Annotated in this window: 20 protein-coding genes; 6 read left to right on the top strand and 14 right to left on the bottom strand. The window is 50.0% G+C overall.

The window, feature by feature from the left end; translation table 11 throughout:
- A partial coding sequence (locus tag AC4PME_RS00635; RefSeq protein ID WP_491529473.1) for an aminotransferase class I/II-fold pyridoxal phosphate-dependent enzyme occupies positions 1-657 on the top strand: 657 nt, incomplete at its 5' end.
- A 29-nt stretch (positions 658-686) separates the two neighbouring features.
- Here the strand turns inward: AC4PME_RS00635 and AC4PME_RS00630 are convergent.
- Positions 687-1,883: an Nramp family divalent metal transporter gene (locus tag AC4PME_RS00630; protein ID WP_491044535.1), complete on the bottom strand. Its 1,197-nt coding sequence runs from the start codon at positions 1,881-1,883 to the stop codon at positions 687-689.
- 82 nt (positions 1,884-1,965) lie between these two features.
- Here AC4PME_RS00630 and AC4PME_RS00625 point away from each other — a divergent pair, with 82 nt between their 5' ends.
- Complete coding sequence (locus AC4PME_RS00625) at positions 1,966-2,622, top strand: UPF0149 family protein (RefSeq protein ID WP_491044536.1); 657 nt, start codon at positions 1,966-1,968, stop codon at positions 2,620-2,622.
- A gap of 23 nt (positions 2,623-2,645) precedes the next feature.
- On the opposite strand, the gene AC4PME_RS00620 is transcribed toward AC4PME_RS00625, so the two are convergent.
- The 3 genes from AC4PME_RS00620 to AC4PME_RS00610 form a co-directional block, all read right to left on the bottom strand.
- Positions 2,646-2,864, bottom strand: a complete 219-nt coding sequence (locus AC4PME_RS00620; protein WP_119502301.1) for a hypothetical protein — start codon at positions 2,862-2,864, stop codon at positions 2,646-2,648.
- Between the two features lie 75 nt (positions 2,865-2,939).
- Positions 2,940-3,365: a protoporphyrinogen oxidase HemJ gene (gene hemJ, locus AC4PME_RS00615; protein WP_119502300.1), complete on the bottom strand. Its 426-nt coding sequence runs from the start codon at positions 3,363-3,365 to the stop codon at positions 2,940-2,942.
- A gap of 12 nt (positions 3,366-3,377) precedes the next feature.
- Complete coding sequence (locus AC4PME_RS00610; RefSeq protein ID WP_119502299.1) at positions 3,378-5,054, bottom strand: chloride channel protein; 1,677 nt, start codon at positions 5,052-5,054, stop codon at positions 3,378-3,380.
- Between the two features lie 106 nt (positions 5,055-5,160).
- Between AC4PME_RS00610 and AC4PME_RS00605 the strand changes: the two genes are divergently transcribed.
- On the top strand, positions 5,161-5,904 hold the full coding sequence (locus tag AC4PME_RS00605; RefSeq protein WP_491044537.1) for a DUF6776 family protein: 744 nt from the start codon (positions 5,161-5,163) through the stop codon (positions 5,902-5,904).
- Positions 5,905-5,908: 4 nt separating this feature from the next.
- On the opposite strand, the gene AC4PME_RS00600 is transcribed toward AC4PME_RS00605, so the two are convergent.
- Both AC4PME_RS00600 and AC4PME_RS00595 read right to left on the bottom strand, forming a co-directional pair.
- On the bottom strand, positions 5,909-7,627 hold the full coding sequence (locus AC4PME_RS00600) for a bifunctional protein-serine/threonine kinase/phosphatase (protein ID WP_491044538.1): 1,719 nt from the start codon (positions 7,625-7,627) through the stop codon (positions 5,909-5,911).
- 11 nt (positions 7,628-7,638) lie between these two features.
- A complete protein-coding gene (locus tag AC4PME_RS00595; RefSeq protein WP_490709625.1) occupies positions 7,639-9,111 on the bottom strand; it encodes a NarK family nitrate/nitrite MFS transporter in 1,473 nt (490 codons plus the stop codon).
- 479 nt (positions 9,112-9,590) lie between these two features.
- Between AC4PME_RS00595 and erpA the strand changes: the two genes are divergently transcribed.
- Both erpA and AC4PME_RS00585 read left to right on the top strand, forming a co-directional pair.
- Positions 9,591-9,935, top strand: a complete 345-nt coding sequence (gene erpA, locus AC4PME_RS00590) for an iron-sulfur cluster insertion protein ErpA (protein WP_119502295.1) — start codon at positions 9,591-9,593, stop codon at positions 9,933-9,935.
- Between the two features lie 130 nt (positions 9,936-10,065).
- On the top strand, positions 10,066-10,638 hold the full coding sequence (locus tag AC4PME_RS00585; protein WP_491044592.1) for a glutathione S-transferase family protein: 573 nt from the start codon (positions 10,066-10,068) through the stop codon (positions 10,636-10,638).
- A gap of 3 nt (positions 10,639-10,641) precedes the next feature.
- On the opposite strand, the gene AC4PME_RS00580 is transcribed toward AC4PME_RS00585, so the two are convergent.
- The gene (locus AC4PME_RS00580; RefSeq protein ID WP_491044539.1) at positions 10,642-11,580 is read right to left on the bottom strand and encodes a D-2-hydroxyacid dehydrogenase; all 939 of its coding nucleotides are present in this window, start codon (positions 11,578-11,580) and stop codon (positions 10,642-10,644) included.
- 95 nt (positions 11,581-11,675) lie between these two features.
- Entirely contained in the window at positions 11,676-12,989 is a 1,314-nt protein-coding gene (locus AC4PME_RS00575) for an OapA family protein (protein ID WP_491044540.1), read from the bottom strand.
- A 181-nt stretch (positions 12,990-13,170) separates the two neighbouring features.
- On the opposite strand from AC4PME_RS00575, the gene tyrS reads away from it, so the two are divergent.
- Positions 13,171-14,373 carry a tyrosine--tRNA ligase gene (gene tyrS / locus AC4PME_RS00570; protein WP_491044541.1) on the top strand — a complete coding sequence of 401 codons (1,203 nt, stop codon included), beginning with the start codon at positions 13,171-13,173 and terminating at the stop codon, positions 14,371-14,373.
- A gap of 62 nt (positions 14,374-14,435) precedes the next feature.
- Here tyrS and AC4PME_RS00565 read toward each other — a convergent pair whose 3' ends face one another.
- The 6 genes from AC4PME_RS00565 to AC4PME_RS00540 form a co-directional block, all read right to left on the bottom strand.
- Positions 14,436-15,023, bottom strand: coding sequence for a GNAT family N-acetyltransferase (locus tag AC4PME_RS00565; RefSeq protein ID WP_491044542.1), 588 nt, complete (start codon positions 15,021-15,023; stop codon positions 14,436-14,438).
- Positions 15,020-15,409: a DUF2721 domain-containing protein gene (locus AC4PME_RS00560; RefSeq protein WP_119502290.1), complete on the bottom strand. Its 390-nt coding sequence runs from the start codon at positions 15,407-15,409 to the stop codon at positions 15,020-15,022. Before AC4PME_RS00560 ends, AC4PME_RS00565 begins: the two co-directional genes overlap by 4 nt.
- Positions 15,410-15,481: 72 nt before the next feature.
- A complete protein-coding gene (locus AC4PME_RS00555; RefSeq protein ID WP_119502289.1) occupies positions 15,482-15,892 on the bottom strand; it encodes a rhodanese-like domain-containing protein in 411 nt (136 codons plus the stop codon).
- 116 nt (positions 15,893-16,008) lie between these two features.
- Positions 16,009-16,962 (bottom strand): cobalamin biosynthesis protein CobD/CbiB, encoded by a 954-nt coding sequence (locus AC4PME_RS00550; protein WP_119502288.1) that lies wholly within the window; start codon positions 16,960-16,962, stop codon positions 16,009-16,011.
- Positions 16,963-16,976: 14 nt separating this feature from the next.
- Positions 16,977-17,672 carry a 5'-methylthioadenosine/adenosylhomocysteine nucleosidase gene (locus tag AC4PME_RS00545; RefSeq protein WP_119502287.1) on the bottom strand — a complete coding sequence of 232 codons (696 nt, stop codon included), beginning with the start codon at positions 17,670-17,672 and terminating at the stop codon, positions 16,977-16,979.
- Positions 17,673-17,832: 160 nt separating this feature from the next.
- Positions 17,833-18,420: a DUF2726 domain-containing protein gene (locus tag AC4PME_RS00540; RefSeq protein WP_490709617.1), complete on the bottom strand. Its 588-nt coding sequence runs from the start codon at positions 18,418-18,420 to the stop codon at positions 17,833-17,835.
- Between the last annotated feature and the right edge of the window lie 113 nt (positions 18,421-18,533).

The raw sequence follows: 18,533 nt of genomic DNA, 5'->3' as shown, positions 1-18,533 counted from the left end.
AAGTTACTTATTCTGTGCAACCCGATGAATCCTGTGGGGAGTGTGCTGAGCCAGCAGGAGATTGATCGTGTTGCTGAGATTTGCCTGCAAAACGACGTGAAATTGTGCAGTGATGAAATTCACTGTGATTTGATCCTTGATGAAACAGTAAAGCATATTCCGGCAGGCAGAGTGGAAGCGCTGAAAGATGTCAGCGTTACCCTGATGGCTGCCAGCAAAACCTTCAACGTGGCCGGTCTGGGTGCTTCATTTGCGATTATCCCTGACCGTCAGTTGCGTCAGCAGTTCGTGCAGTCCGCAGCCGGTCACATGCCGTGGGTAAACCTCTTAGGGCTGGTGGCCACAGAAGCGGCCTTTACCCAATGTGATCAGTGGCATTCTGAATTACTGACTTACCTGAGAGGTAACCAGGCAACACTGATTGAGCAGGTGAATGCCATTGATGGTCTGAAAGTGCATCAGTCGCAGGCAACATTTCTGGCATGGATAGATGCCAGCGGGCTGGATGTGGCGAATGTGCAGAAATGGGCAGAAAGCCGGGGCGTGGGGCCATCACCCGGTGCTGACTTCCTTGCGCCGGATCATTTCCGCATTAACTTTGGTTGCAGCCGTAACATGCTGAACAATGTGCTTGGCAGACTGGCAGGTAAAGCCTGATCAGTCAGCCGGCCGGCTGATATTGCGCCTCACAAAAACAGTGAGGCGACTTTATACAGCCCGAGGCAAACCACAAACAGCACGATTGCAGCACCAGTAAGGTTGCTGAACGTGCTGTTTCTGTATGTGGCAGGCAGTGATTTCCTGTTCATAACGGCTAATAAAAATACCGCAATAAAGGGCAGAAGCAGCCCGTTAGTGGCCTGAGCGAACAAGATGGCGAGTAATGGTTTAATGCCGATGCTGGCGATAATCACGCCGCTCAGAATAACCACCAGCCACACCCCTTTAAATAACCTGCCTGTCATATCAGCAGGTTTTCCTAAAGCGCCGCACACCGCGTAGGATGCTGCCAGAGGGGCGGTTATAGCGCTGGTGAGACCGGCTGCGAACAAACCGGCGGCAAAAAACCACTGTGCGTATTCCCCGGGTACCGGCGCAAGCTGGCGGCTCATATTACCGGCATCAAGAGACTCACTCTGTCCGTAAAACGCGGTCATCGCGGTGGCAACGATAATCATCGTGATAATGCCTCCGAACCCGATAGCAGTCACAGATTGCTTCCGGCAGGCCTTCAGAGCGGCATCGTCGTTTGTTTTCCCGTACTGCTGGGCCACAAGGCTTGCATGTAGGAAAAGGTTGTAGGGCACGATAGTGGTGCCTACAAGTGCCAGCACCATGGTAATCGTGCCGGCATCAAGTTGCGGATGCAGAAGTTGACTGAGCATGGCAGACCAGTCCGGTCCGGCAAAAAACAGGGTAATGACAAACACCAGCGCCATGATAGCAACCAGTGACACCAGCACTGACTCAATTAATTTGTACTTTCCGGTATACAACAACAGCGCTGCAAGTGCGCCCAGGATGACTGCCCATTGAGACGTTCCTAACGGAGTAATGGCATCCAGGCCTATGGCTGCTCCGGTGAGGTTGCCGGATTCATAGGCCGCATTGCCAATACCGATAGCGGACACAATCAAAGCTGCAATGGTAATGCGTAAGGCTTTATTTTCTGTCAGTGTCATTAAGGCATTCGACAAACCTTTTCCGGTTCCTGTGCCCAGCCGCGCAGCCATATCCTGCAGTACCATAGTGGCTATTACAGAAAACAGGAGTGCCCAAACAAGGTGAAAACCAAAACCTGCGCCGGCCATACTGGCCGTTGTCACTGTTCCCGGACCAATAAAAGCCGCCGCAACAATATAGCCTGATTTGTCACTTGCCATACTGCGTACTCCATTTAAGTGTTATTGTTATAGTGCATGCAGCATAACGATTCTTCGTGGTTAATCAAAGTGTTCAGAATAAATGGAAAATAACAGCACGCCGTTTTCATCATTATTTTCAGAGCCGGCTCTGGCGGCTTTGCTCCCGTCGCAATGCCATTGTCGTGGATTCATCTTCGCTGTGGCAACCAGTCCTGAAATTCCTATGCCTGAACAATGGATGCCCTGGCTGGTGGCGAATGCGCCGGTGGCGGCTTCTGATGTGTCGTTTGAACACATGGCAGAGGGCCTGATGGACGGTTTAAGGCAGAACTTGCAGGCGATGAGAAATAATACGTCGTTGCTGCCCGGAGTTTGTCAGTGGCATGACAATGCCGCAGAGCGCAAGGAGTTAACGGCATGGCTTTCCGGCTTGCTCAGCGCCCATGGCAGGCTTGAACCGGTATGGCAAAGAGCATGGCAACTGGCAGTGGCAAACCCTGAGAAAGATAAAGGCGTGAAGGGAAGCGAAGATCCTGCAAAGCGGCTGTCCCGCTGTCTTAAGTTGTTTTCAACACTGGCGAATCCCGGTCTCGCAATGGAAAGGCGTACAGATGAACAGGCAGCGGCTTTGCAGCAGCATCTTCCGCAACTGGCTGCACAGTTACCGGCGATGCTGAAAGAGTATGTTGACCTGGCCGGTGAACTGGCCGGCGTTTTGCCTGATCAGTTTGAAACTTTTGTGCAGATGAAAGAGTAGGGCGTCCGCCGGCTTGAAAAGCTTTACTTAAGTCGCTGGGCGAGATTGTGACGCATTGAGCTGATGTAACTGTTCAGTTCCACCCGCGCCGCTTCATAGGCGTCGTTGAGTTCGTCTGAATCCGGTTCTTTCAGAAGTGCCTGAAAAGCCTCATCGGTCTTTTCCAGTAAGGACTTCAAATGTTCGTTACTCACATCCATGTCTTGGTTTGCCTTGTCACGTTTCCGGAGAAAATTCGCCACAAAATTGCTTCCTTTAATTTTATGACAACGATATCGCTTAGGATAAAGCGGGTTAAACTGGCCTGCTAATGGTTTTTAGAACGGTTTAACGACAGCTAAGATCACAATTGCCAGTAAAAGTAATACGGGTGCTTCATTTAAAAAACGGTAAAACTTAGGCGACCGGGTATTTTCGTCGCGGGCAAATTGATTAACCAGTTTAAATAAATAGAAGTGATATGCATAAATGGCAAGTAAAAGCGTTAGTTTAACATGTAGCCACGCTGAAGCCCGGAACCAGGCCATGCCGTAAACGTAAATCAGGGACACACCGAATATAAGTGTTAATATGGCAAAAGGCGTGACAAAAAACCATAGCCTTCTTTCCATTATTTTAAATTGATCGCGAATATTTTGTTCTTTTGCTTCTGCATGATAAACAAACAGCCGCGGAAGATAAAAAATTCCCGCCAGCCAGGCGACCATAAAAAAGATGTGTAACGCTTTTAACCACAAAATCATAACCGGTTTCCGTTAATACTGTGCTCTTTGCAGGAAGGTTTGCAGAATGTTCCAGGTAATTACCCCTTTGACTTCCTGCACAGACTGGTCGTAAACATACACCGCTCCGCTCCGGCCGTTCTTCAGCTTTTCGTACACTTCGTGCAACGTGGCCTGACTGCTGACACCTTCCATACTGAAATAACTCAATGGGTGCGCATTATGGTCCAGACTGACATCGTATTGAACCAGTTTGTAATGCACATCCAGCTCTGTGCGGGATTTCTGTACCACCACGTAAGTGGGATTCTCAGACAGATAATTTTCGATAGCCTGTTCCGGCGCATCCAGGAACAGTTTGTATTCCGTGGTCATGGCTGCCAGAACACCGGTTTTTTCCAGTGCTTCGCGGATAGAGGTCACGGCATACGGCAGATTCTGATAATCGAGCTGACGGATAAAGATAGACCGGTTGCCCAGAAACTGGGTGGCCGTAACGTATGCCGGCACAATCACCAGCATGGCCGGCAGAATGATTTCCGGACTGTACGACAATTCCATCACTGCCGACAAGGCAGCGAGGGGAGCATGCAGTACTGCTGTAAGCATGCCGGCAACGCCGAGCAGGGCAAAGCTGCTGGTGTAATCATCAACGTCTACCAGCGATTGCAGGGGCATTAGCAGTACAGAGCCCGCCAGCATACCAATCACCATGACAGGCCCGATGATACCACCCGGGATGCCCAGTCCGATGGCAAAAATCGCCAGGATCAGTTTGGCCGAAAGAATCGACAGGAGTAGTAAGGTGCCCGGATGGGTGTGGAAAAGATGGTCCACATCATCAAAGCTGGCGCCTAAACTTTCCGGCAGGAAAATGCCGATGGTACCGGTGATGAGCGCAGCAAGAATGAGTCGCCAGATCATATTAATCGGCCGGAAAAATTGCATTACCCGCATCAGTTGAGAGTTAAATAAGGTTGCCAGCGCACCAAGAGCAATACCAAGGAAAATGAAATAGAAATACATCCATTCATCAAAGGCGGCGATGGCGAGAAAGGATAACTCGTTCACTTCCCCGAACACCATGCGGGTGAGCACCGAACCTATGGCTGCCGCCAGCATCACCGGTACAAAGATGTGAATTTTATATTCTCTGAGCACCACTTCCATTACAAAGATGACTGCGGCAAAAGGTGTGTTGAATGAAGCCGATATGCCGGCAGCAATGCCGCAACCCGCCAGTATTCGAATACTGTTATAAGGAAGACGCAACCACTGGCCAAGGAAGCTGCTGCCAAATGCACCAAGGTGTACCGAAGGCCCTTCACGGCCAACAACAAACCCGCCGGCCAGCGCCAGCATACCGCCAAAGAATTGATTAATTGTGGTTCGGAACGGGATCAGTCCGTAATGATGTTTAACACGGTGGATAACGAAAGGAATGCCGAGGCGGTAATGTTTGAACCCCGTGATCCAGGCAATGATCAGGATGCAGGCGACTGCGCACAGCGGCATCAGAAACCACACCATCCATTCATCGGAAACCACTTGCTTTAACAACGTAAGCGCACTACCTTGCACCCATTCCACACATAACCGGAACAGGATTATCAGGCCGGCAGCAATGAGGCCTCCCACAATGCCCAGCATACACACCTGAACGGAGGTTCTGGGATGGGCTAGTTCCTGGCGAAGTGCTGAAAGTCGCATTAAAGTGGCTTATCCTTTTGCTGTGGCGTTATTCTATCATAAGTCACTGCTTTTCCTATCAAGTAGTGTGCCTGTTTGTTGGTTTAAAAATGAATAAAGAAGAACAATGAAGTTACCGTTACAACGCGCTGAATTAATCCAAAAATGGGGGCTGTACAGGTTTACCCTGGCCTGTGTGGCCGGATTGTTGTTTATGCTGGTCACGGGTTATCAGCTGGCGCAGTTTCAGCAGAAAAATGAAGAAAAAGTCGCGCTGAGTGAAAAGCAGACCCGGCAATATCTGGAAGATGAGAACGCAGCGTTACGAAAGCAGGTTGCTGCATTGCAGGTGGAAAGCGTGATGGCAGCCAGCTCGGTATCATCGTACAAGAAGATGCTCGAAGCCAGAGAACAGCAGGGGCGTTCTTTGGAAGAACAGCTCAGCTTTTATCAGCGGGTGGTTGCTCCTGAAGTGACTCAGGACGGCTTTTTCATCGACGGTATCCAGGTATCTCCCCTGGCCAGCGATAACCGTTACCGGATCAAGGCGGTGTTACTCCAGCAAAATGAAAATAAAGCCATGCTGAAAGGTGAGCTTGCGGTACTCATTAAAGGAAGTCTGGGTGGAAAACCTCACGAAATTAAAGCCGGTGAGGGGGGATTTCTACCCAATGGGAATATCAAATGGGGATTTAAGTTTTTTCAGACCGTCGATGAGGAGTTCACACTACCGGCGGGATTTATTCCTGAACAAATCGTGTTTTCCACAGAGGTATTTCAATGGAAAAGCAAACGGGGAGAGTATGTCAACAGCGTAAACTGGATTGATGTATACGACTCCCCGCCAGAGGAGGGGAGCCAGGATAGTTAGTCGTTTAGTGGTTGAGCAGCCAGGTCAGCCACACAATGACCCCGCAAAGTACGGCGCAAATCATTTGCCAGAACAGGACGGGATTGCGTTCCAGCAAAGGAGAGAATGTTTGTTCACTGACAATGAGTTCTTTCGGATTACTTAACGCGGTTTCGAACTCAGAATAAGCATTAAACCGCTTCTCCCGTTCCGGTTGCGTGGCTTTTTTCAGGCAGATATCCAGCCACGCCGGCAGATCGGGACGAAACGATTTCAGGCTGCGGTACTTGTATTCAAAAACGTTGGCCGGAATGTAATCTTTGAATTTAAAGGGCTGATAGGGGAGTTCGCCGGTGAACATTTCGTACACCACAACCCCGAGAGAAAACAGGTCGGATTGAAAATCGCTCTGGTTATCGATCAAAAATTCCGGCGCAATATAGTTTACCGATCCCACCGGGTAGTCTTCCTGCTCCTGTTCACCGGTTTCCAGCAGAGCCTTTACCTGTACAGTACCGAAATCAATGATTTTGACTTCACCGGTATCGGTAAGCATGATGTTTTCCGGTTTGATGTCGCGGTACACCATATCATTACGCTGAAAAACTCTTAGTCCGGCAATAATCTGTTTAACGATGCGGCGTACCTTTTCCGGGGCGGGCTTCGGATTATCAATCATCCACTGTCGCAGGGTGATCCCTTCAACGTATTCGCAGATGTGATAAATAAATCTGGCATTGTCAGGCCGGGGAAAGACCTTCATCACGGCGGGGTTATCCAGGTGTTTACCTATCCACTCTTCCCGCAGAAAACCCTTCAGATGGGTGGGATCGTCTTCAAAATACTCTGTAGGCGTTTTTAAGCCGTACACTTTACCGGTTTTTTCATCGGCGACTTTATACAAACTGGAGCGGGTACCATTAAAAAACTGTTCAATCACCCGGTAACCGTCAACTTTGTGGCCGGGTTCCAGCGGCGGTAACAGGCGCAAGGAATCCAGCATTGCATCCGCATCCGCGGCATCACCGGCGGGCAAATCATTCACCTTTACCAGCAGGCAGGTTGTGTTGTCGTCACTGCCTGCTTTCAGGGCTGCACTGACGATATTAAATGCCGTTTGTTCGAGATCATTGGTGTGACTGTCGAGATGCTGACGGATTTGTCTTGAAGACAAAAAGTTAGTAACGCCGTCGGTTGTCAGTACGTAAATTTCATCTTTGTTCAGCGCAAAGCGGGAAAAATCCACATCCAGCTTTGCCTCCAGCCCGATGGCCCGGGTGAGGACAATATTACTGCCCTGTCTCGCTGAATGATCACGGGTGAGTTGTTCCAGGTTGCCCTGTGAGTAGCGGTAGATCCGGCTGTCTCCCACGTGGAGCATAAATCCGCAGCGGGATTTGAATATCACGCTGCTGAGCGTGGTGAGCATCTGGCTGTAACCACCGTGAGAATAGTCATACTGCCCGTGACACCAGCGGTTAAGGCTGTTAAGTACCTGGCCTGCGGCGCGCTGAACGGTCCAGCTTGCCGGGGTTTGCATGTAGTCGTGAATAAAGTTGGTAACGGCTGTGTTAGCCGCTTCCTTTGCCCGTGTACAGGCAGACACGCCGTCGGCAATGGCGACGGCGATACCTTTGTCTTTTACTGCGTGGTCTCTGGCCTGCCAGGCCGCAAAGGCATCCTGATTTTCATCTTTGATGCCCTGCGTGCTGTAACCGCCAAAACTGAGATCTAATTGTGACAAACGGAAGGGTCCTAGTGTGAACCTACCTGAATAAGTTCAACTGTACCATCTTCATTGACTTCGGTAATAGTACCTCCCGGTTCACGCATGAATAGCAATGCTACAAAACCCAGTGCGGCTGTGGCACTGATCACCAGGAAGAAGACGGAGGCGTCGACAAAAGAGTAAACCGTTAAATAAGTCACAGCACCCACATTACCGTAAGCACCTGTCATACCTGCTATCTGGCCGGTCAGGCGACGCTTGATGAGGGGGACTACGGCAAATACAGCGCCTTCACCGGATTGCACGAAGAATGAACAGGCCATAACGGCAAGGACTGCCAGCCAGACGGGCCATTGACCGGTAATATGGCTTAACGTGAAGTAGCCCAGTGCCAGACCGGCGGTGAGGATAAGCAGGGTTTTCTTACGGCCGAATTTGTCAGAAATTAAGCCACCGCCAGGACGGGACATCAGATTCATAAATGCATACATACCCGCCAGCAGGCCGGCTGTTGCCATTGACAGTTCAAAGGTTTCTGCAAAAAAAGCCGGTAACATTGAAACCACGGCCAGTTCTGAACCAAAGGTCGCAAAATACAGGATGTTCAGAACCGCAACCTGTTTAAACTCATAACGGTGTTCAGGGGCAACCGGCGTTTTAAATATTTCGCGGTTCACTTTGAAGGTAGACCAGACATCAAAAAGGTACAGCGCAGCCAGCACCACATAGAGGGTTACCGCTACACTTTCGCTGAGCATGGCCACGCCTTGCGGGGATAATTTCCAGTTCAGTAGTGCCAGCGCGGCATACATAGGTGTTTTCATCACCAGCAGGAAGAAGAAATCGCCTTTACTGGTGACTTCCATCCCACCCAGGTTTTTCGGACGGAAGTATGTCGAACCTTTGGGTGTATCCGTGACGTTGGTGAAGTAAATCACACTGAAAATAAGGCAAAGTACACCGGTAAGGGCAACGGCGTAGCGCCAGCCATCATCACCGCCAAACAGCAGTGCCAGTGCCGGTAACGTAAATGCTGCCGCCGCAGAACCAAAGTTGCCCCAGCCACCATACACACCTTCGGCAGTGCCCAGTTCTTTAGGAGGGAACCACTCACTGACCATACGGATACCAATTACAAAACCTGCGCCGATAAAGCCCAGAGCAAAACGGGCGATGGCTAACTGAGTGAAATTGTCGGCGAAGGCAAATACAAAACAGGGTACAGAGCAGACGGCAAGCAATGCGGAGTAAACGATGCGGGGGCCGTATTTATCAGTGAGTGCACCAATGATCACTCGGGCCGGAATGGTCAGCGCCACATTGAGGATCAGTAAGGTCTTCCATTCTTCAATGCTCAGCCCCATATCATTCATGATCACCTGTTTAAGCGGTGCCATGTTGAACCACACCACGAAGGTCACGAAGAAGACCATCCATGACAGGTGGAGAATTTTCATTTTTCCGGTGAAGGAGAAAAGATTAAATTTTTCAACACTCATTAATTGTGCCCTTAAATAAAAAAGCCCGGCGCTGATAGTTCAACGCCGGGCATCATTGCCTGATAATAGATTGTGTCACATCCGGTCTTCGGCCGGCTCTGTGGTAAAAACTCATTATGCTGGAAAGCATGGGATGTTAACCCGACATAGAGTTAGCGAAAACTATGCCTGTTTTTTTAATACATAATTTCAATGAGTTAGAGATTCAGCCGGACACCTTGCCCGTGCTGGTTGCATTGTTTTGGTGCGCTCGTCTTCGTGTGGTGCAAACGAATGTTGTTTTCAGCAGTTTCCGGTCAGAGTCCCGGAGCACAGGATTGTGCGGATTAGTTGATTGATTTGGTCAGGTATTAGATAATTAGCCACATCCCGTTCACCGGCTCTGCTACTGAGCTGATGTGTGGTTCCGCCTGTTCAGGTTTGTGAGACGTTCAGGGATGTTTTCAGGGCGAAAGCCCGTGGTATTTTGCGAGGTAACTATGTCTGTAGAAATGGCGCTGCCAATCGATTTTTCTGATTCTGCTGCGAAGAAAGTGAAAGAGCTGGTCACAGAGGAAGAAAATCCGAATCTGAAATTGCGTGTGTATGTCACTGGCGGTGGCTGCTCGGGCTTTCAGTATGGCTTCACTTTCGACGAGAAGGTAAATGAAGGTGACATGACCATCGAAAAAGACAGCGTTACGCTGGTGGTCGATCCTATGAGCCTGCAATATCTGGTGGGCGGTACCGTTGATTATGTAGACGGCCTGGAAGGCTCCCGCTTTCTGGTGGATAACCCCAACGCTACAACCACCTGCGGGTGTGGTTCAAGCTTCAGTATCTGAGCATCCTGTAACTCATCATTCTCTCAGGTGCACCGGTCTGATTTAACCTGTGCACCCTGTACCATTTTCCGGTTATTCCCGTTACTGTGTCGTCATCACTTTGTTCTCAATGTTGCTGAGGAATTTTATGATGAAACTGTACGGCTCCGTTACATCGCCTTATGTTCGCCGCATCCGCATCGTGCTGTCTGCTACAGAGCACGAGTTTATTAATCTGAACATCTTTGAGGGTGAGGGCAGGGATATACTGGCATCTAAAAACCCTACCCTGAAAGTGCCGTGTCTTGAAGATGATGGTCAGTTAATTTTCGACTCCCGTGTGATCCACAGTTATTTGCTGGCAAAGCTGGGGCTGCCGCCTCTGAGCTGGGACCAGGAAAACCAGTTGACGATGATTGATGGTGCCAACGACTCGTTTGTTCAACTTTTCATGCTGAAGCGTTCAGGCATTGAGGCCACCAACGATCAGTTGTTTGTCCGCCTGCAGAAAGAACGTATTGCTTCTACGCTTGGCTTGCTGAATGAAATGGTCAGTGCCGGCGAGTTTGATGGTTGGGGTTATCCGTCGGTGGCGTTATTTACACTTATTGACTGGGTTGAGTTCCGTGAACTGCATCCCCTTACCGGTCTTGATGCGCTGAAAGCCTTCCGCGAACAGCACATTGACCGGATAGAGGTCACCGCTACTGACCCCCGCGGATAAGCACTAATAGCCCCGTGTAAAATCAAACTGATGCATCAGGGGCTGACGGGATAAATAACGCTGTAAGTTATCTGCAAATAGCGCAGCCACATCGGCAGGGCGGGATTCCGCCGCGGTGTGCTGCGTTATTTTGATTTTGGAGTGTTGCCAGAATGGGTGTGAGGCTGGCAATGGTTCTTCATTAAAGACATCCAGTACCGCGGCTTTCAATTGCCCGTTATCCAGTGCAGAGAGCAAATCCTCTTCAACGATGGCAGAACCCCGCCCGGCATTAATCAGTACACAGTCACCGGACAACCCGGAAAAGAAATCTGCATTCAGTAAACCTCTTGTATCCGGCGTATCCGGCATCAGGTTCAGTACAAAATCGCACCGGCAGGCAAACTCATACACCGACGCCTGCGTGTACATCGCCGTGTAGCCTGCTTTCGGTTTACCACTGCGGCTTAACCCGATGACATTCAACCCGAATACTTCTGCCACCGGCAATAATGCATCCGCAATGGAACCTGCGCCGGTGATCCCGAGCGTTTTACCCTGCAGCCGGGCATAGCGGGGAGGTGACCAGACAACATTGCGTTGCGCTTGTGCATAATCATCAACAGAGCGGGAATAGTGCAACAACCAGGTAAATACATATTCCCTCATCTGTACCCCGAAAATCCCCTTTGCTGCTGTCAGCAGATAGTCTTGTCTGTCCAGCGCCAGTAAGGGTCTGTTGCCCGCCCAAACCGACTGACACCATTTCAGTGCAGGCATTTGGGGGATCACCAGGGCAGCGAGGTCCGGATCCGCCAGCAGAATGGTGACATTCTCTTTGTCCACATCCACCGGTTCCGTTGTAATGCAATCAAGTACCACGTTGTCAGGGAGTAATGCGGGGATCAACGGCGCATATTCCTGCGCTTCATTGCTGAGCACTGCCAGCTTATGGGTGTTCATAGGGCATACCGGTTGTTGTTTATATTTCATTGTGCGGGAACAAAAATGCCCGCATAGCGGGCATTTTCAGTATGTTCATTGTCTGCGCGACAGGCTTATTTCATCGCCAGCATCAGACGCTTGGTGTTGTCCAGCTGACCTAAGCGTACCTCAGCAATTTTCATAAAGGCGTCTTTTTCTGATGAGTCGATAGGGCGCGCTTTCGGCAACTCTACGGTTCTGGGGTTACGGTGTACACCGTCTACCAGGAATTCATAGTGAAGGTGAGCGCCGGTTACCATACCTGTTGAACCAAGATAGCCTACTGTCTGGCCCTGTTTCACCGTGTCACCACGCTTCACACCACGCTTTTTAAGGTGCAGGTACTTGGTGACGTATTTCTCACCATGCTGAATGAACACGTAGTTACCGTTAAAGCGGTTATACGACGCTTCAATAACCTTTCCGTCACCGGCGGCCATGATTGGCGTACCGACGGCTGCCACATAGTCTGTACCATTGTGAGATTTCCAGCGTTTCTGCACCGGGTGGAAACGGGCTTTAGTAAAGTTGGAACTCACGTATTTGAAGTTAATCGGCGCACGTAAAAAGCTTTTACGCATGCTGCGGCCTTCCGGCGTGTAGTAATTGCCGTCATCGTGCTGGATAGCAACAAAGCGCTCACCCTGGTTCACAAATTCAGCGGCAACAATATCGCCGTAACCCACGAACTCGCCGTCGATATAGTTTTCTTCATACACGATATTGAACAAATCGCCCTGACGGATACCCATAGCGAAGTCGATATCCCAGCCGAAAATGCCCGCAAGGTGCATGATCTGATTGTCGGTCAGACCGGCATCAACACCGGCATTCCAGAAGCTGGAGTCGATTTCACCCTGTGCAAAGCTGTAGCGGGTTTCGATTTCTTTCGCTTCCAGCTGGGCGGTGAGGCCATCGTCTTCAGCATTGCGCTTGATAAGCAACGCTTCTTTATAAGAAATGGCGTAACGCAGCCCGTCAAAACTGCCATCTTCACCGGCGCGCAACTGCAACTCGTCACCCGGAATCAGTGTAACCAGGGTTTTTGCCAGTTCGCCTGCCTGAGTCACGTCATAAGTATCGCGGGCAGAAAAACCTGCACGCTTGAATATTTTAGCCAGTGTGTCGCCACGACCCACTTTGAATGTTTCCCAGCTACCCTCGTCTTCTTCGACATAGATTTCCGGCGTTTCAATGACTGAAAGCGCAACAGGGTAACGCACACCTGCGTCTAAAATCAGGGATTCCTGATGACGACTTGCTTCGACCGGTTCAGAAGGAAGAAGAATAAGACCACCCAGTAAAAAACTGGCGATCACCAATCCGGTCCGGTGTGGTTTGGGAAGACTTTTGAATGTTTTCAGAACCACGGTAAATTTCAATCTCATATTACTGCCCAGCCTGAGAATATCGTGTTACAGCACGACTTTCCACCAAAGCACCTGTAATTTCATGATTAGATCGCACAGGAAGCCGATTTTTGACGGTCAAGTCTTTCAAAGGTTCACTGGGATGCGTAAAATGCCCCGATTAAATTTTCCCAGTAAATGTAATAAGTGTGGAACGAGCATGACCGATTGGCAAACCGCTTTAGCTGAAATTAAACGGGGTACGGATGAGATCCTGCCTGAAGAAGAGTTAATTGAAAAACTCAAGTCAGGCAAGACGCTGACCATCAAGGCTGGTTTCGATCCTACGGCACCAGACTTACATTTGGGTCACACCGTCCTGATTAATAAACTTCGCACCTTTCAGCAGTTAGGCCATAACGTTGTGTTCCTGATCGGTGATTTCACCGGTCTTATCGGTGATCCTACCGGTAAAAACGTGACACGCAAGCCTTTAAGCAAAGAACAGGTATTGGAAAACGCTAAAACGTATCAGGAACAGGTATTCAAAATCCTCGATAAAGAGAAAACGCAGATTCGTTTTAACTCTGAGTGGATGGATGCGCTGGGTGCGGCTGGTATGATCAAACTGGCCGCCAGCCAGACGGTAGCCCGTATGCTTGAGCGTGATGACTTCAAAAAGCGTTACAACGGTGGTCAGCCAATCGCTATTCACGAATTTCTGTACCCGCTGGTTCAGGGTTATGACTCCGTTGCACTGAAATCAGATGTTGAGCTGGGCGGTACTGATCAGCGCTTTAATCTGTTAATGGGCCGAGAGCTGCAAAAAGAAAACGGTCTGAGCCAGCAGGCGGTAGTGATGGTACCGCTGCTGGAAGGTTTAGACGGCGTGCAGAAAATGTCTAAATCGCTGAATAACTACATCGGTATTACTGATGCGCCGAACGATATGTTTGGTAAAGTGATGTCGATTTCTGATGATCTAATGTGGCGTTACTATGATCTGCTGAGCTTCCGTCCTCTTGAAGAAGTGGCAGAACTGAAAGCGAAGGTTGAAGCCGGTGCGAACCCCCGTGATATCAAAATCGAACTGGCAAAAGAGATCATCGCCCGTTTCCACGACGAAGCTGCAGCAGAAGGTGCGCACCAGGACTTTATTCAGCGTTTCCAGAAAAACGCCATCCCTGACGACATGCCGGAAGTGTCTGTTGCCATGGAAGTTGACGGCATTGCCATCGGTAACCTGCTGAAAGAAGCGGGACTGGTGGGTTCTACCTCTGATGCCATGCGTATGATTAAGCAGGGCGCTGTGAAGATTGACGGTGAAAAAGTCGAAGATACCCGTCTGGTGATCACAGAAGCCGGTGAGGCCGTGTATCAGGTGGGTAAACGTAAGTTTGCCAGAGTTACACTGACAGCATAACTTTCCGGTATCCGCCGCAGAAATAACAAAACCCGCATGATTGCGGGTTTTTTATTGGCTGTTTACGGAAATACAATCATCATTTCTGCCCCTTCGCACTCACAATAACCGGGACAAACAGGGCAATCATAGCCTTCATGAATGGAAGCATAACGCCATTTACCGGGGTGTGTGGCGATCAGTTTACCGCCGTTTTTACTGAAGTAACGAAAGGCACTGTTACCCGGACTACCCAGCCAGATATGGGCCAGGCCCGCCAGGGCACCCTGTTCCTTCGCTTTTTGTGTGGCGATTTCCAGCAACCGGCTGCCAATGCCACATCCCTGCAGACGATCGTCTACCGTATTACATTTGAAATAACACACACGTGACGGATCCACCGGCCATTCTGCCACAGAACACCATTCGTCAGGCTGCCATTGGGAGTGGGCAAAGGTCAGTCTGAATCCGGCGATTTCACCGTTATACAGAGCAACGTAGCTGGCATTAATATTGTCGTGCCAGCCCTTATGATACATTTCTTCCAGAGAGAAATGAGACAGATAACCGTCACCCTGAATGCGGTTGCCTAATAACAACACGCCTTCAAAGTGCTCCGGCGCAAGGGGGACGTAAGTAATATCGCTGGCTGATGGCTTATTGTTTTTCATTTTTTATTATCTTTTATGCCATCCAGATGGAAATCCAGTGCTTCAACAGAGATCAGGATTTCCCGCACAGACATCCACAATGAATACATCAGACACACCAGACTGGAGGCGAAAATCCAGTTTCCGGCCAGCTGATATGTCAGGTAAATGGCAAGCATGGATAAGACACACAGGAAAAAGCTGACAACACCGGCTATCTGCATGCGTTTTATGAATAAGATGCGCTGGCGCAGGTTACGGATTTGCGCCTGTGTGTTTTCGTCGCGGTTTTCACGGGCAAAGTTACGGATTATCGTTGCCAGTGTCAGGAAGCGGTTCGTGTAAGCCAGGAGCAACAGTGAAATCGCCGGAAACAACATGGCCGGCGTAGCAATATCTATCTGCATTAACGTATCTGCTTAAAATGAAAGCGCGGAATACTACCAGCTTAATCCGGTTTCTGCCATACAGGCAAGCAATCACATTCTCTCTACGGGCAAACCGGCTTCTGTCCAGCCCAGCATATCGCCTTCAAGGTGACTGATACCGGTGAACTGCTTCTGTTCCAGCATCTGCATTGCTATTTGCGCCCGACGCCCGGAGCGGCAGTAAATAATGATAGGTTTGTCTTTGGCATCATTCAGCTGTTCCACATAGTCGCCGATGGCTTCGTGAGGCATGTTGATGGCGCCGGGAATATGGCCGTCAGCGTATTCCTGCGGAGTACGCACGTCGATGAGTAACCACTCGTCGGCTTTCACTTTTTCCAGCATGAAAGGCGTTGCCTGAACTGAGCGGAATCCGTCGGCTTCGGCTTCTTTTGGCCAGTAAAAGGTTGTTGCAACAACGGCAACGATAATAAGAGCAGAAACAACAATGATTTTGCGCATGAGGTTATCCGTCACTATGTTCCGTATATCTGTTTTAACCTGTGTTTCCGGTGCAGTGTACACTATCTGAACAAGGCGTGCAGAACCCTTTTACACCCCGGGCAGTTTGCACAGTATTAAAAAGCATATAGTGCGTGCAGGGCAGAAAAGATCACAACAGTGATCCCCAGCAGCAGTAACACCGCTCTGGTAACAGCCTGACGACAATGTGTCATGTCTGAAAAGCGTACCTCGCGGTGGCCGCCGACCCGGCTGTACCGGATCATATTCCCTGAGTAAATGGCCGGGCCACCCAGCCGGATCCCTAGGCTCCCGCCACATAACGCTAGTAGCAGCGAGGTGCTGTCTCTGGATTTTGCCTGTGAGAGCGCTTTAAAGCCGGCAACAGGATGTGTTGACAGTGCCAGTAAAATTGCTCCGGTAAATGCAGGGACCAGCGAGAGCAGGCGGGTGACTCTGCGGACGGGCAGGGCAAACCAGTAGAAGCCGGGTTTTCGCCAGTGCCACTGCCAGCTGAATAAGAGCAGCAGACGATAAAGCAGTGCCGCCACCGGACCGGCAATCAGAAACCACAAAACTACACCGCAAAACTGGTAGCAGAACCTGAGCAGTAAACTTTCCATGGCTGCTTTAGCAATACCGATATCCGACAGACGATCACAGTCGCGGGCGACGAAGTGGGACACCATTTCTCTGGCAAGGACTTTCTTTTCTCTGCCAAGGGCGGTGACCACAGCATTGTAGTGCCATCTCACCTGAGCGAAGTCCATGACGCAAAGTAAAATGACTGCTTCGAAAAACAGCGGATATTCAGCCATGGTAACCAGCAAACCGGTAAGCACAGTGAAAGGCACGATAAGCACAATCGCACCCAGTGCGCCGGATATCCGGTGTTGGGAAGGGCTGTCAGTGGATTTGGGTTTTACTTTTGTCGCCATCCCGGCCGCCAGCAGGCGGAATACGGTTAACGGGTGGTATTTGGGAGGCCAGCGCCACAGGCTGTCGATGGCGATAACCACCAACAGCAGGGCGAGATTTTGTAATAAAGGGCTGTGGAGCAGGGCGTCCATGCTTAACACTATGCTCAGGCCAGACGGGCAATCATTCCCATAACCAGTTCAGCAGAGTGCTTCGCTGCGGTTTCCAGATACGCCTCGAAGGACACTGATGATGTTTTGCCGGCAATATCAGACAAAGAACGGATCACCAGAAACGGTGTTTCCAGCATAAAACAGGTTTGTCCTATGGCCGCGCCTTCCATTTCACAGGCCTTCATGGCCGGAAAGGTGTCTTTAATTTTCTGTGCCGCTTCATCTGAACCGACAAAGGAATCGCCGGTACAAATCATGCCAGTGGTGTTCTGAATATGGGTGATGTCCTGTGCCGCGGCGGTAGCAGCTTCAACAAGGCGGGGATCGCAGTCGTATTGTGGCGGCATACCGGCACATTGCCCGAGTTCATAACCAAAATGGGTAATATCCACATCGTGATATTTCACTGCACTGCCGACGACCACATCACCGATATTCAGCGCCGGATCGAACCCGCCCGCTGAGCCGGTATTAACAACATAATCAGGCGTGTACTGCTCGATAAGTGCTGTTGTGGCAAGGGCTGAAGCAACTTTACCAATACCGCATTTTACCAGCACGACTTCAGCGCCATGCAGGGTGCCGGTGTAAAAGGTCAGGTGTTTCCACTGTCGGGTTTCACAATCTGTCAGAGATGCCTGTAACAGTGCAATTTCCTGATCCATTGCGCCAAGAATACCGATTTTCATAAATATGTTCCGTCGCTGTACTGCCCGGCGAACTGGGTGTGCGCGGGCCCGTTAAGTCATGATTGTTAATGGTAATATGAAAGTGAAGAAACTGACAGAAATTAGGGGAAAATGGGTCGGTACCTTGGGGAGAATACCGACCCGGAGAGTAAAAGGTAAATTAAGCAGCCGCTGCCCGGCTTGAACGCACCGGACGTGTCGGGCGTTTATTCGGCGCCGGGTTAAGCGTCGGCGCCTGTGCAATGCGTTGCTGTTTGCGGCGGTAAGGCACAAGCTTGCTTTCGATACATTCGCGGATCTCTTCGGTGGTATAACCGGTTTTCACCTTAATGCGCACATGAGGCAACCCTGCTGCATCCAGCGCGCCACTGACAAAAAAGTCGCGCTGGGATTTGTATTTGTTTTTGCCATCGTTATAAACAAGGTCGATAGCCATAATGGGTGTCATGTCGTCGCGGTCACACAATACGTAATCCAGTTGCTTTGACGACGCCCGTGACATGGCGCTGGAGCCTTGTTTTTTACTGGCTTTAGCTCTTACTGCCAGTACATCGCTCAGGCGTACCCTGCAGACGATGCGGAATTCACGGCCCACCGCCTGCTCAATCAGTTTCAGAAAATTATGTTCTACCGGTGTGAACAGCTGAGGCTTACTGCGAAAAGGAAAGCTTACACCGCTGTCCGACAATTTCATGGCGCCCAGAGCCACCACAATCAGTAACATCATTAAAATTATAGCCAGTTCCATATTGATCCCCGCGAAAGCAAAATCACATACGTCAAAAAAGTGACGTTTTGTGTCGTGAATTAGTCAACAAGCTGGATTTTGCAAAGGGAGTGCCAGACCGCTAAAAATTTGCA

Source organism: Alteromonas sp. (assembly GCF_984505615.1).
Note: the sequence above shows the minus strand (reverse complement) of the source record. Positions and strands in the feature narration are given on the sequence as shown.

Coding starts and splice junctions, on each gene's coding strand:
- AC4PME_RS00605 (WP_491044537.1), top strand. CDS start 5,161: ATGAAGTTACCGTTACAACGCGCTGAATTAATCCAAAAATGGGGGCTG.
- hemJ (WP_119502300.1), bottom strand. CDS start 3,365: ATGATTTTGTGGTTAAAAGCGTTACACATCTTTTTTATGGTCGCCTGG.
- AC4PME_RS00580 (WP_491044539.1), bottom strand. CDS start 11,580: ATGAACACCCATAAGCTGGCAGTGCTCAGCAATGAAGCGCAGGAATAT.
- AC4PME_RS00540 (WP_490709617.1), bottom strand. CDS start 18,420: ATGGAACTGGCTATAATTTTAATGATGTTACTGATTGTGGTGGCTCTG.
- AC4PME_RS00595 (WP_490709625.1), bottom strand. CDS start 9,111: ATGAGTGTTGAAAAATTTAATCTTTTCTCCTTCACCGGAAAAATGAAA.
- AC4PME_RS00545 (WP_119502287.1), bottom strand. CDS start 17,672: ATGAAAATCGGTATTCTTGGCGCAATGGATCAGGAAATTGCACTGTTA.
- AC4PME_RS00565 (WP_491044542.1), bottom strand. CDS start 15,023: ATGAAAAACAATAAGCCATCAGCCAGCGATATTACTTACGTCCCCCTT.
- AC4PME_RS00610 (WP_119502299.1), bottom strand. CDS start 5,054: ATGCGACTTTCAGCACTTCGCCAGGAACTAGCCCATCCCAGAACCTCC.
- AC4PME_RS00625 (WP_491044536.1), top strand. CDS start 1,966: ATGGAAAATAACAGCACGCCGTTTTCATCATTATTTTCAGAGCCGGCT.
- AC4PME_RS00630 (WP_491044535.1), bottom strand. CDS start 1,883: ATGGCAAGTGACAAATCAGGCTATATTGTTGCGGCGGCTTTTATTGGT.
- AC4PME_RS00550 (WP_119502288.1), bottom strand. CDS start 16,962: ATGGACGCCCTGCTCCACAGCCCTTTATTACAAAATCTCGCCCTGCTG.
- AC4PME_RS00585 (WP_491044592.1), top strand. CDS start 10,066: ATGAAACTGTACGGCTCCGTTACATCGCCTTATGTTCGCCGCATCCGC.
- AC4PME_RS00575 (WP_491044540.1), bottom strand. CDS start 12,989: ATGAGATTGAAATTTACCGTGGTTCTGAAAACATTCAAAAGTCTTCCC.
- AC4PME_RS00560 (WP_119502290.1), bottom strand. CDS start 15,409: ATGCAGATAGATATTGCTACGCCGGCCATGTTGTTTCCGGCGATTTCA.
- erpA (WP_119502295.1), top strand. CDS start 9,591: ATGTCTGTAGAAATGGCGCTGCCAATCGATTTTTCTGATTCTGCTGCG.
- AC4PME_RS00555 (WP_119502289.1), bottom strand. CDS start 15,892: ATGCGCAAAATCATTGTTGTTTCTGCTCTTATTATCGTTGCCGTTGTT.
- tyrS (WP_491044541.1), top strand. CDS start 13,171: ATGACCGATTGGCAAACCGCTTTAGCTGAAATTAAACGGGGTACGGAT.